The 12,874-nt window shown below is 69.5% G+C and carries 9 protein-coding genes; 6 read left to right on the top strand and 3 right to left on the bottom strand.

Features of this window, described 5'->3' with window-relative positions; genetic code table 11:
• Window positions 1–229: 229 nt before the first annotated feature.
• Window positions 230–2,056 carry an acyl-CoA dehydrogenase gene (locus P8A20_RS18540; protein ID WP_147958638.1) on the bottom strand — a complete coding sequence of 609 codons (1,827 nt, stop codon included), beginning with the start codon at window positions 2,054–2,056 and terminating at the stop codon, window positions 230–232.
• Window positions 2,057–2,227: 171 nt separating this feature from the next.
• Between P8A20_RS18540 and P8A20_RS18545 the strand changes: the two genes are divergently transcribed.
• The 3 genes from P8A20_RS18545 (at window position 2,228) to P8A20_RS18555 (ending at window position 4,936) form a co-directional block, all read left to right on the top strand.
• The gene (locus P8A20_RS18545; protein WP_147958639.1) at window positions 2,228–2,665 is read left to right on the top strand and encodes an SseB family protein; all 438 of its coding nucleotides are present in this window, start codon (window positions 2,228–2,230) and stop codon (window positions 2,663–2,665) included.
• 148 nt (window positions 2,666–2,813) lie between these two features.
• Complete coding sequence (locus tag P8A20_RS18550; RefSeq protein ID WP_306103886.1) at window positions 2,814–3,770, top strand: pirin family protein; 957 nt, start codon at window positions 2,814–2,816, stop codon at window positions 3,768–3,770.
• Window positions 3,771–3,859: 89 nt separating this feature from the next.
• The gene (locus P8A20_RS18555; RefSeq protein ID WP_306103887.1) at window positions 3,860–4,936 is read left to right on the top strand and encodes an AI-2E family transporter; all 1,077 of its coding nucleotides are present in this window, start codon (window positions 3,860–3,862) and stop codon (window positions 4,934–4,936) included.
• On the opposite strand, the gene P8A20_RS18560 is transcribed toward P8A20_RS18555, so the two are convergent.
• A complete protein-coding gene (locus P8A20_RS18560; RefSeq protein WP_147958642.1) occupies window positions 4,931–7,051 on the bottom strand; it encodes an ATP-binding SpoIIE family protein phosphatase in 2,121 nt (706 codons plus the stop codon). The two genes, P8A20_RS18555 and P8A20_RS18560, sit on opposite strands and share 6 nt — an antisense overlap.
• A 184-nt stretch (window positions 7,052–7,235) precedes the next feature.
• Between P8A20_RS18560 and aspS the strand changes: the two genes are divergently transcribed.
• The 3 genes from aspS to P8A20_RS18575 all read left to right on the top strand — a co-directional run bounded on the left by aspS (window position 7,236) and on the right by P8A20_RS18575 (window position 11,172).
• The gene (gene aspS, locus P8A20_RS18565; RefSeq protein ID WP_147958643.1) at window positions 7,236–9,053 is read left to right on the top strand and encodes an aspartate--tRNA ligase; all 1,818 of its coding nucleotides are present in this window, start codon (window positions 7,236–7,238) and stop codon (window positions 9,051–9,053) included.
• Between the two features lie 188 nt (window positions 9,054–9,241).
• A complete protein-coding gene (locus P8A20_RS18570) occupies window positions 9,242–10,183 on the top strand; it encodes an intradiol ring-cleavage dioxygenase (protein WP_147958644.1) in 942 nt (313 codons plus the stop codon).
• 227 nt (window positions 10,184–10,410) lie between these two features.
• Window positions 10,411–11,172: a hypothetical protein gene (locus P8A20_RS18575; RefSeq protein ID WP_147958645.1), complete on the top strand. Its 762-nt coding sequence runs from the start codon at window positions 10,411–10,413 to the stop codon at window positions 11,170–11,172.
• A gap of 86 nt (window positions 11,173–11,258) precedes the next feature.
• Here P8A20_RS18575 and metG read toward each other — a convergent pair whose 3' ends face one another.
• Entirely contained in the window at window positions 11,259–12,872 is a 1,614-nt protein-coding gene (gene metG, locus P8A20_RS18580) for a methionine--tRNA ligase (RefSeq protein WP_147958646.1), read from the bottom strand.
• Between the last annotated feature and the right edge of the window lie 2 nt (window positions 12,873–12,874).

Below are 12,874 nucleotides of genomic sequence, written 5' to 3' on the forward strand. Positions count from 1 at the left end.
GCCGTCCGGCGCCCGTAGCCGTCCGGCGTCCGGAAAGCACCGGCCGGGTGCTCCCCCGCCAGGCGGCTCGCGGGGCTTCACCCGTGCCCTGTCGCCCTTCCGTACCTGGCCGCGGGCGGCTCGGGCGAACAGGGCCCCGATGTCCCGGTGACAGAGGTCCGGCCCGCCCCCTGCGAGGGGCGGGCCGGACCTGGTTCCGTGCGAAGAGCTGCGAAGAGCGTGGAGCGGACTAGAAGGCGGCCTCGTCCAGCTCCATCAGAGAGTTGTCGACGGTCTCGGCGAGCGCGCGCTCGGCGGAGACGCCCGGCAGGATGTCGGAGGCGAAGAACTTCGCCGCGGCGATCTTGCCCCGGTAGAAGGCGGCGTCCTTGGCGGAGGCGTTGCGCAGCTTCTCGGAGGCCACGACGGCGCCCTTGAGCAGCAGGTATCCGACGACGACGTCACCGGAGGCCATCAGCAGGCGGGTGGTGTTGAGGCCGACCTTGTAGATGTTCTTGACGTCCTCACCGGTCGCGGTGAGGTCGGTGATCATCGTGCCGACGATCGCCTCCAGGTCCACCGCGGCCTTGGCGAGGTTGTCCAGCGAGCCGGACAGCTCCTCGTCGCCCTGGGCGCCCGCGAGGAACTTCTTGATCTCCTCGGAGAGGGCGTTCAGCGAGGCGCCCTGGTCGCGGACGATCTTCCGGAAGAAGAAGTCCTGGCCCTGGATCGCCGTCGTGCCCTCGTACAGGGTGTCGATCTTGGCGTCACGGATGTACTGCTCGACCGGGTACTCCTGGAGGTAGCCGGAGCCGCCGAAGGTCTGGAGCGACTGCGCGAGCTGCTCGTAGGACTTCTCGGAGCCGTAGCCCTTCACGATCGGGAGCAGCAGGTCGTTCAGGCCGTTGAGCGCCTTGGCGTCCTCGCCCGCGGCCTCCTTCACCTGGATCGCGTCCTGCACGGTGGCGGTGTACAGCACGAGGGAGCGCATGCCCTCGGCGTACGCCTTCTGCGTCATGAGCGAGCGGCGTACGTCGGGGTGGTGCGTGATGGTGACCTTGGGAGCCGTCTTGTCCATGAACTGCGACAGGTCGGTGCCCTGGACGCGCTCCTTGGCGTACTCCAGCGCGTTGAGGTAGCCCGTGGAGAGCGCCGCGATGGCCTTCGTGCCGACCATCATGCGGGCGAACTCGATGATGCGGAACATCTGGCGGATGCCGTCGTGCTTGTCGCCGATCAGCCAGCCCTTGGCGGGGTGCTGGTCGCCGAAGGTCATCTCGCAGGTGTTCGAGGCCTTGAGGCCCATCTTGTGCTCGACGTTCGTCGCGTACACGCCGTTGCGCGCACCGAGCTCGCCGGTGGTCCAGTCGAAGTGGAACTTCGGGACCAGGAAGAGGGAGAGTCCCTTGGTGCCCGGGCCCGCGCCCTCGGGGCGTGCCAGGACGTAGTGGAGGATGTTCTCGGACATGTCGTGCTCGCCCGAGGTGATGAAGCGCTTCACACCCTCGATGTGCCAGGAGCCGTCCTCCTGCTCGACCGCCTTCGTGCGGCCGGCGCCCACGTCCGAGCCGGCGTCCGGCTCGGTGAGCACCATCGTCGAGCCCCACTGCTTCTCGACGGCGATCTCGGCGACCTTCTTCTGCGCCTCGTTGCCCTCGTCGAAGAGGATGCCGGCGAACGCGGGGCCGGAGGAGTACATCCAGACCGCCGGGTTGGAGCCGAGCAGCAGCTCCGCGTAACCCCAGATCAGGGAGCGCGGGGAGGTGGTGCCGCCGATCTCCTCGGGAAGGCCCAGGCGCCAGTACTCGGAGTCCATGAACGCCTGGTACGACTTCTTGAAGGAAGCCGGGACCGGAGCGGTGTTGGTCTCGGGGTCGAAGACCGGCGGGTTGCGGTCGGCGTCGGCGTACGAGTCGGCGAGCTCGTTCTCGGCGAGGCGGGTGACCTCGTCCAGGATGCTCTTCGCGGTGTCGACGTCCATCTCCGCGAACGGGCCCGTGCCGTACAGCTTGTCGCGCCCGAGCACCTCGAAGAGGTTGAACTCGATGTCGCGGAGATTCGACTTGTAGTGCCCCATGGGAAGGCTCCGTAATCAATAGCAGTGGCGCGCAGCGCCCCGTGGAGGAGTGAGGGTCGGGCGGCGGACGGCCTGGCGTGGGTGTGTCACCTGACCCGTACGATGATGCTACCCGCCAGTAATAAGACGCAACCCCTCAAGCCAGAGATGTGTCCGATTACTCTTTGCGGCATGTATGGCTACGACCAGAACCCGGGCACACAGCAGCAGATGGGCGGCTACGGCGAGCAGCCGTTGTACCCCGAGCCCTCGCCGCCGTCCCTGGCCGACGCGGTACGGGCCTTCACGACCGGATCGCTGTCCGCGGAGGACTTCCAGCAGATCTTCGCCACGGCGAAGGTCTACTGCCCGCGCGGCGACAACCCCGGCTTCCTGGCGCTCCACAACACCCAGCAGCCGGTGATCCCCATGTTCACCACGCTCAAGGAGCTCCGGAGGTACGCGGGCAAGGAGTCCAAGTACTTCGTGATCACCGGGGCCGAGGTGATCGACCTGCTGCCGACCGGCTACGGCTTCGTCCTGGACATGGAGGGCGACCACCGCATGGTCTTCGACGCCAAGGCGGTCGAGCAGATGGTGGACTTCGCGATGCGCCGTATGTACGGCTGAGGGCGTACGTCGCCCGAGCAGGCCCGAGGACCCGCACCGTTCCGGTGCGGGTCCTCGTTGCTGTGCGGCGGGCGGGAATGGATACCGCCTTGCAAGATGTTCACCGTTCAACTAAATTGGGATCAGAAGACTCCCGGAGGTGGCTCCCATGCCCGCAGTGACCGTCGAAAACCCGCTGACCCTGCCCAAGGTCGCCGCCCCGGCCGATGCCGTGGCCCGCCCCGTGCTGACCGTCACGACCGCGCCCAGCGGTTTCGAGGGGGAGGGGTTCCCGGTGCGGCGCGCCTTCGCCGGGATCAACTACCGGCACCTCGACCCGTTCATCATGATGGACCAGATGGGTGAGGTGGAGTACGCCGCCGGCGAGCCGAAGGGAACCCCCTGGCACCCGCACCGCGGCTTCGAGACCGTCACGTACATCATCGACGGGAGCTTCATCCACAAGGACAGCCACGGCGGTGGCGGTGCCATCGAGAACGGCGACACCCAGTGGATGACGGCCGGCTCCGGTCTCCTGCACATCGAGACGCCGCCCGAGGCGCTGGTCATGTCCGGTGGTCTCTTCCACGGCCTCCAGCTCTGGGTGAACCTGCCCAAGGCCGACAAGATGATGGCGCCCCGCTACCAGGACATCCGCGGTGGCCAGGTCCAGCTCCTCGCCTCCCCGGACGGCGGCGCGCTGCTCCGCGTCATCGCCGGTGACCTGGACGGACACGAGGGCCCGGGCATCACGCACACCCCGATCACCATGGTCCACGCCACGGTCCGTCCGGGTGCCGAGGTGACCCTGGCCTGGCGCGAGGACTTCAACGGCCTCGCGTACGTCCTCGCCGGGCGCGGCAGCGTCGGCGCGGAGCGCCGCCCCGTCCACATCGGGCAGACCGCCGTCTTCGGCAAGGGGTCCTCGCTGACCGTCCGTGCCGACGAGTCGCAGGACGGCAACACCCCCGACCTGGAGGTCGTGCTGCTCGGCGGACGCCCGATCCGTGAGCCGATGGCGCACTACGGGCCGTTCGTGATGAACACCCAGGACGAGCTCAAGCAGGCCTTCGAGGACTTCCAGGCCGGACGCCTCGGAAAGGTCCCGGCCGTCCACGGCATGTGACCCGTCGCGCTCGACGTACGGGTGACGGACCGTCACCCGTACGCCCGTGCGGGAGGGACACCGCTCCCGGCCCGTGATCGGGTGGGAGGGTGCCTACCCGGAAGCCCCTCCTGCCCGACGCCGCGCGGCGGACGGCCGCCTGGTGCGGCGTTCTGCTCCTGGCCGTCGGCGTCGCGGCAGTGGCGGTCTGGCTGAGCGTGGCGCTCAAGACCGCGGTCACCCCGGTCCTGCTGGCGCTCCTCGGCACCGCGCTCCTCGGCCCCGTCCAGCGCTGGCTGACCGCCCACGGGGTGAACCGGTCGGTGGCCGCCGGACTCACGTGCGCCGCGCTCGTCGCGGTGGTCGGGGGCGCCGGATACATCGTCGTCACCGCGCTCGTCGACAGCGGCGACCAGATCGTGCAGTCGCTGAAGGACGCCGCGCAGTGGGTCATCGACCACTTCGACATCGAGGGCGTGGCGAACGTCGACGACCTGGCGGACAACGCCAAGGGACTCGTCGAGAAGTTCGGTGCGAGCGCGGCGGGCGGACTGCTCAGCGGGATCAGCCTCATCGGGTCGCTCGTGACCACGAGTGTCCTGGCGCTGTTGCTGACCTTCTTCTTCCTCCGCGACTCCGACCGTGCCGCGCGCTTCGCCCACAGCATCGCCCCCCGTGGCACGGGTGACCTCGTGGAGGCCATGGGCCGCAGGGCCTTCGAGGCCGTCGAGGGGTTCATGCGCGGCACCACCTTCATCGCCCTGATCGACGCGCTGTGCATCACGGTGGGCCTGCTGATCCTGCGGGTGCCGGGCGCGGCGGGGCTGGGCGCGCTGGTGTTCGTCGGCGCCTACATCCCCTATCTGGGGGCCTTCATCTCCGGTGCCGTCGCCGTGCTGGTCGCGCTCGCGGACCGGGGCATCGTGATCGCGCTCTGGGCGCTGGGAGTGGTGGTCGCCGTGCAGGTGCTGGAGGGCCATGTGCTCCAGCCCGTCATCCAGAGCCGGACCGTCCAGATGCACCCCGCCATGATCATGATCGCGCTGACCGCGGGGGCGAGTGTCGCGGGGCTGCTGGGCATGCTGCTGGCGGTGCCCCTGTGCGCCGCGGCGGTCGGGGTGATCGGCGAGCTGCGCAAGGGGTACGCCGCCGGTGGCGAGGGGCCCGAGGTCACCGGTCGTTCATGATCCGGCGGCGGCCAGTTCCGTCGGCTCCGCCGACTCGTACAGCTCGAACCAGATCGACTTCCCCTCGCCCCTCGGGTCCACCCCCCAGGCGTCGGCGAGCATCTCCATCAGCACCAGTCCGCGGCCGCTGGACGCCATCTCCCCCGGCCGCCGCTTGTGCGGCAGCTCGTCGCTGGCGTCGGCCACCTCGACGCGCAGCCGCCGCTCGCCCGGCTCACCCGTCACCTCCGCCACGAGCAGCGCGTCCCCGTCGGTGTGGACGAGTACGTTCGTGGCCATCTCGGAGACCATGAGCTCGGCCGAGTCGACCTGTTCCGCGTCGGCCCAGTCGTGCAGCAGCGCCCGCAACTGCTGTCGGGCGGCCGCGATCCGCTCGGGCTCCGCCTGGGCGATGGTCATCGCCGATCGCCTGCCCGGGATCCTGCGCGTACGGGCGACCTCGCGGCGCAGCACCAGCACCGCGATGTCGTCCTCACGCCGGTCCACCAGCGGCCCGGTCGTGTAGTGCGAGCCCGGGCCGTGCACGGCCTGGACGAGAGCTTCCGCGAGCTCCTCCAGGTCGTCGACGGGCTTCTCCAGGACCGGCCGGAGCCTGGCCCATCCCGTCGCCATGTCGTGTCCGCCGGTCTCGATGAGCCCGTCCGTGCACAGCATGATCGTCTCGCCCGGCCCCAGCACGACACGGGTGGTCGGGTAGTCCGCGTCGTTCTCCACGCCCAGCGGCAGACCTCCGGCGGTCTGCCGGATCACGGCGGTGCCGTCGACGCTGATCACCACCGGGTCGGGGTGTCCGGCCCGGGCGATGTCGAGCGTGCCGGCCTCGGGGTCGACCTCCGCGTACAGGCAGGTCGCGAAGCGCGTCGCGTCGGACCGGTCCTCGTCGTCGGCGAGGTCGTAGGACTCCGTCAGCCCGGACAGGAAACGTGAGGCCCGGGAGAGCACCGCGTCGGGGCGGTGCCCCTCGGACGCGTACGCGCGCAGAGCGATCCGCAGCTGGCCCATCAGCCCCGCCGCCCGCACGTCGTGCCCCTGGACGTCTCCGATGACGAGGGCGATACGGCCGTTGGGGAGCGGGATCATGTCGTACCAGTCGCCGCCCACCTGGAGTCCCCCTCCCGTCGGGATGTAGCGGGCCGCCACCGACAGGCCGGGCACATCCGGGCCGAGGGACGGCCTCATCGCCCTCTGGAGGCCCAGCGACAGCTCGCGCTCGGTCTCGGCGGTGCCGGCGCGCGTCAGCGCCTGGGCCAGCATGCGTGCCACCGTGTTCAGCACGGACCGCTCGTCAGGCGAGAAGGCCACGTTGTGGCGGAACCCGGCCATCCAGGCGCCCATGGTGCGGCCCGACGAGATGAGCGGCAGAAAGGCCCAGGACCGGCGTCCGAAGCTGCTGGCGAGGGGCCAGGTGGTGGGGAAGCGCTGCCGGTACTCCTCGGGCGACGCGAGGTAGATCGCCTGCCCGGTGCGGACGACCTCGGCAGCCGGATAGTCGGTCTCCAGCAGCATGTCCGTGAACGGCTTCTCGTCACCGATGTTGTGTCCGTGGTGGCCGATGACGGTCAGCCGTTCGCCCGAGACCCCGAAGACGGCCAGTCCGTCCGGCGAGAACCCGGGCATGGAGAGCGAACCGGCGACCCGCAGCACCTCCTCCGTGGACCCCGCCTCGGCCAGCGCCCGTCCGGCGTCCAGCAGGAACGCCTCCCGTGACCGCCGCCAGTCGCCCGTGAGGGGGGTCTGCGCCGCGGTGGCCTCCGAGGGCGGGGCGACCTCCTGGAGGATGCCCATCAGCACGTACGTGTGGCGACCGGGGGTGTCCAGCGGAACCGGCTTGGACCGGGAGCGGACCGTGCGTACGACCTCGCCGTCCTCGTCCACGATGCGAATCCTGGCCTCGGCCAGCGTGCCCTCGGCGATCGCGAAGTTCACGATGCCGTCGATCTCGTTCCAGTCGGCCGGGTGGAAGCGGGGACGCACCTCCTCGCCGGGGCGGACGGTGGCCTCGGCGGGCAGTCCCACCAGCCGTGCCGCCTCCGCGTCGAACGCGACCGTGCCCGATGAGCTGTCCCAGCTCCACAGACCGGTCCCGATCGCAGCCAGGATCTCCTCGGTGCGCATTGCCCCACTTTAGGAAGATTGTTCACTCCGTCGCCACCGAGGGGCGGCCGCGTGCAGCGAGCGCGGGAGGCCGCCGGGCACGTCCCGTACAGCCGTGCGGCGACAATGCCAATGAAGCGGTGCGTCCACGGGCGGTAGCCTGGGGTGTCAATCCACCCCGACCGCGAAGACTGGATGAACGACGATGCATCGGTACAGGTCCCACACCTGCGGCGAGCTCCGCGCCTCTGACGTCGGCACCGACGTCCGGCTGAGCGGCTGGCTGCACAATCGCCGAGACCTGGGCGGCATCCTCTTCATCGATCTGCGCGACCACTACGGTCTGGTGCAGCTCGTCGCCCGCCCCGGCACCCCCGGCAACGACGCCCTGGCGAAGCTGACCAAGGAGACCGTCGTCCGGATCGACGGCAAGGTCTCCGCGCGCGGCGCCGACAACGTCAACCCGGAGCTCCCGACCGGTGAGATCGAGATCGAGGTCACCGAGGTCGAGGTGCTGGGCGAGGCCGGACCGCTGCCCTTCACGATCAACACCGAGGACGGCGTCAACGAGGAGCGGCGCCTGGAGTACCGCTTCCTCGACCTGCGCCGTGAGCGCATGCACCGCAACATCATGCTGCGCTCGGCCGTGATCGCGTCCATCCGCTCCAAGATGGTCGCCCTGGGCTTCAACGAGATGGCGACGCCGATCCTCACCGCGACCTCTCCCGAGGGCGCCCGTGACTTCGTGGTCCCGTCCCGGCTGAACCCGGGCAAGTTCTACGCCCTCCCGCAGGCGCCGCAGCAGTTCAAGCAGCTGCTGATGATCTCCGGCTTCGACCGGTACTTCCAGATCGCGCCCTGCTTCCGCGACGAGGACGCCCGCGCCGACCGTTCGCCGGGCGAGTTCTACCAGCTCGACGTCGAGATGTCGTTCGTCGAGCAGGAGGACGTCTTCCAGCCGATCGAGAAGCTCATGACCGAGCTCTTCGAGGAGTTCGGCAACGGCCGCCACGTCACCTCGCCGTTCCCGCGCATCCCGTTCCGCGAGTCGATGCTGAAGTACGGCAACGACAAGCCGGACCTCCGGGCCAAGCTGGAGCTCGTCGACATCTCCGACGTCTTCGCCGACTCCGGGTTCAAGGCGTTCGCCGGCAAGCACGTCCGCGCCCTGCCGGTGCCGGACACCGCGGGTCAGTCCCGGAAGTTCTTCGACGGCCTCGGTGAGTACGCCGTCGAGCACGGCGCCAAGGGCCTCGCCTGGGTCCGCGTCGGCGAGGACGGCACGCTGGCGGGACCGATCGCCAAGTTCCTCACCGAGACGGACGTCAAGACGCTCACCGAGCGGCTCTCCCTCGTTCCCGGCCACGCGGTCTTCTTCGGGGCGGGCGAGTTCGACGAGGTCTCCAAGATCATGTCCGCCGTCCGTGTCGAGGCCGCGAAGCGCGCCGGGCACTTCGAGGAGGGCGTCTTCCGGTTCTGCTGGGTCGTCGACTTCCCGATGTACGAGAAGGACGAGGAGACGGGCCGGATCGACTTCTCCCACAACCCCTTCTCGATGCCGCAGGGCGGCCTGGAGGACCTGGAGACGAAGGACCCGCTGGACATCCTCGCCTGGCAGTACGACATCGTCTGCAACGGCATCGAGCTGTCCTCCGGCGCCATCCGTAACCACGAGCCCGAGCTGATGATCAAGGCCTTCGAGATCGCCGGCTACGACCGCGAGACCGTCGAGCACGAGTTCGCGGGCATGCTCCGCGCCTTCCGTCTCGGCGCCCCGCCGCACGGTGGCATCGCCCCGGGTGTCGACCGCATCGTGATGCTGCTCGCCGACGAGCCGAACATCCGCGAGACGATCGCCTTCCCGCTCAACGGCAACGCCCAGGACCTGATGATGGGCGCCCCGACCGTGCTTGACGAGGTGCGGCTGCGCGAGCTGAACATCCAGCTCCGCAAGCCCGCCGCCTCGGCCAAGGAGAAGGCCGAGGCCAAGGACTCCGTGGCGAGGGACACCGGCGCGAAGTAGGCGGCGGCGGTTCCGCTTCGGTTCCACGTGAAACAGTCCCCGGCCACCCGGCCGGGGACTGTTTTCGGTACGGACCGTTCTTTCGTCGGGGACTGCGTTCCGGTGCCGTGGACGGTCACGGCACACGCACAGGAACACACAGCCGGCACCCATGTTCCTGCCAGCCGGGCTGCCTAGTCTCCCGGTTCATGACAGAGAATCAGGGACCCGCACACAAGAAGGACATGACCCGGCGCAGGGTGATCCTGGCCGGTGGAGCGGTCGTGGCCGCAGCCGGAGTCGGGGCAGGTGCCGTCGCCACCGCCTCGGCCGGCGAGGAGAAGAGCGCCGCCTCCGCCACGAAGGCCGGGCAGGGCGAGGTGTGTTACCGGCTGACCTCGGAGACCACCGAGGGCCCGTACTACATCGACGCCGACAAGATCCGGAAGGACATCACCGAGGACAAGGAGGGCATCCCTCTGACCCTCCGCCTCAAGGTGATCGACTCCGACACGTGCAAGCCGCTGAAGAAGGCGGCTGTCGACATCTGGCACTGCGACGCGCTGGGGATCTACTCCGGCTACGAGAGCATGAGCCAGGGCGGCCCCGGCGGCGGCACCCCGCCGAGCGGGGCCCCGACCGACGCGCCGACCGGCGTACCCACCGACGCACCGAGCGGCACCCCCACCGGGACGCCCCCGTCCGGCGGCCCGGGCGGTGGCGGCGGGCACAGCGAACCCACCGACGACGAGCGCTACCTGCGGGGTACCCAGCTCACCGACCAGCACGGCTTCGTGGAGTTCACGACGATCTTCCCGGGCTGGTACCAGGGCCGTGCCGTGCACATCCACACCAAGGTGCACGTCGGCGGGAAGATGACCGACGCCGGGTACGAGGGCGGCCACACCTGCCACACCGGCCAGTTCTTCTTCGACGAGTCCGCGGTCCTCGACTCCGCCGAGGAGGAGCCGTACTCGACGAGCACCACCACCCGGACCACCCTGACCGAGGACACCATCTACGACCGGAGCGGCGTGACGGGCGGGCTGCTGAAACTCTCGTACCGCAAGGGCAGGATGGCGCGCGGCGTGACCGGTTCGATCACGATGGGCGTCGACCCCGACGAGACCCACGACGGCACCGGCCTCTAGGGGCCCGGGCGCGGCAGCGTCGTTCCCGAACCCCCGGTGAGGAGCCCGGAACCGCGAAGGTTCCGGGTTCTTTGCCTGCGTACGGGTGGACCATGTGGAACTTCACGGACCTCGGGTACCCGAACCGGGTACATCCGGATGGCCCCGGTTCCGATTCGGTGCCGTCGGGCCCGGCAAGGACTGGCACGGGAAGTGCCCGTCCGCCCCTCACCGAGGAGTTCCGCACCGTGTCCGTCCCCCGTCGCCCCCATGTTCTGCTCGTCGTCATGTTCCTGCTGGTCATCGGCTGTTCCGCCGGAGCGGTCCAGACCTCCGACCCCGAGGCGCCCGGAGGGGCAGCCGGGCCGGGGTCCGGGACCGGGCAGACCCTTTCCGTGGAGCCGTCCCGCACCCCGGCGGAGATTCCGGACCTGGGCCCGGAGACCCGGGCGCGAATCCCTGCCACGGCCCGGCAGGCCCTGGTGGTGACCGGGAAGGGCCCGGACTCCAACCGCTCCGCGGTCGTGCTCCACAGCCTCGACGACCCGGCCCTCGGCTGGAGACCCGAGGCGGGCCCCTGGCCCGCCCACAACGGCATGGAGGGCTGGACGGACCGTCACCTCGCCGACGACCTCAGGTCGCCCGTCGGGGTCTTCGGCCTCACGGACGCGGGCGGCCGGCTGCCTGACCCGGGCGCCCTGCTCCCGTACGACGAGGAGGCCCGCTTCGCGGTGAGCGGCGAGGGCTTCCTGGGCGAGCCCTTGGAGGGGTCCTTCGACTACGTCGTGGCGATCAACTACAACCGGACCCCGGGCACGTCCCCGCTGGACCGCGAGAGGCCCCTCGGCGAGGAGCGCGGCGGCGGCATCTGGGTCCACGTGGACCACGGCGGGCCCACCCAGGGCTGTGTCTCGCTCACCGAGGACAGGATGCGGGAGCTCCTGCTCCTCCTGGACCCCGCGAAGTCCCCCGTGATCGTGATGGGGGACGCCGCGTCGCTGGCAAGGTGACGTGGACGGACGTCCTGACGCATCACACGCGGGAGCCCGGGTCCCGAACACATCGGGACCCGGGCTCCTGCGTCGCGTACTGCCGCTTACGCGGGCTTCTCCTCCAGGCGCGGGAAAAGCACCGCGCCCTTCGTCACCGTCGCGCCCGCGGGCAGCTGTCCCCAGCGGCCCGCGTCCTGGACCCGCTGGTCGGCCAGGGCGCCCAGGGACGCCTCGGCGCCCAGGGAGTCCCACAGCTTCTGCGAGGTGTCCGGCATCACGGAGTTCAGCAGGACCGCGACACCGCGCAGCGACTCGGCCGCCGTGTAGAGGATGGCCGCGAGACGGGCCTGGCCCTCCGGCGACGTGTCCTTGGCGACCTTCCAGGGCTCCTGCTCCGTGATGTAGCCGTTGACCTGCTTCACGAAGTCGAAGATCGCCAGGATGCCGCCCTGGAAGTCCAGCTCCTCGCCGATCCTGGCGTCCGCCGTGGCGACCGCCTGCGCCAGACCCTCCTGGACCGCACGCTCGGCGTCACCGTCGGCCGTGGCCTCCGGGAGCGCACCGCCGAAGTACTTGCCGACCATGGCCGCGACGCGCGAGGCGAGGTTGCCGTAGTCGTTGGCCAGCTCGGAGGTGTAGCGGGCGCTGAAGTCCTCCCACGAGAAGGAGCCGTCGCTGCCGTACGCGATGGCCCGCAGGAAGTACCAGCGGTAGGCGTCCACGCCGAAGTGCGAGGTCAGGTCCTGCGGCTTGATTCCCGTCAGGTTCGACTTCGACATCTTCTCGCCGCCGACCATCAGCCAGCCGTTGGCGACGACCTTGCCGGGCAGCGGAAGACCCTGCGCCATCAGCATGGCCGGCCAGATGACCGAGTGGAAGCGCAGGATGTCCTTGCCGATCAGGTGGACGTCCGCCGGGAAGGTGCCGTCGAACTTCTCCTGGTTGGCGCCGTAGCCGACCGCCGTGGCGTAGTTGAGCAGGGCGTCGATCCACACGTAGATCACGTGCTTCGGGTCCCACGGGACCGGGACGCCCCAGTCGAAGGTGGAGCGCGAGATCGACAGGTCCTGGAGACCCTGCTTGACGAAGTTCACGATCTCGTTGCGGGCGGACTCGGGCTGGATGAAGTCCGGGTTGGCCGCGTAGAACTCCATGAGCTTCGGGCCGTACTCGCTCAGCTTGAAGAAGTAGTTCTCCTCCTTGAGGAGCTCCACCGGCTTCTTGTGGATCGGGCACAGCTTCGTGCCGTCCTCGGCCTCGATCAGGTCCCCGGGGAGCTTGTACTCCTCGCAGCCCACGCAGTACGGGCCTTCGTACCCGCCCTTGTAGATCTGGTCCTTGTCGAAGAGGTCCTGCACGAACTCCTGCACACGGTCCGTGTGCCGCTTCTCCGTCGTCCGGATGAAGTCGTCGTTCGCGATGTTCAGGTGCTCCCAGAGGGGCTTCCAGGCCTCCTCGACGAGCTTGTCGCACCAGGCCTGGGGGGTGACGTTGTTCGCCTCGGCCGTGCGCATGATCTTCTGACCGTGCTCGTCCGTGCCGGTGAGGTACCACACCTTCTCGCCGCGCTGGCGGTGCCAGCGGGTGAGCACGTCGCCTGCGACGGTCGTGTAGGCGTGGCCCAGGTGAGGAGCGTCGTTGACGTAGTAAATGGGGGTCGATACGTAGAAACTCTTCACGCCGTCGCCCCCTTGCTTCTCGGATCCAGTGGCCGCCATGG

This window comes from Streptomyces sp. Alt3 (genome assembly GCF_030719215.1).
In the GTDB taxonomy this organism is placed as follows: Bacteria; Actinomycetota; Actinomycetes; order Streptomycetales; family Streptomycetaceae; genus Streptomyces; species Streptomyces glycanivorans.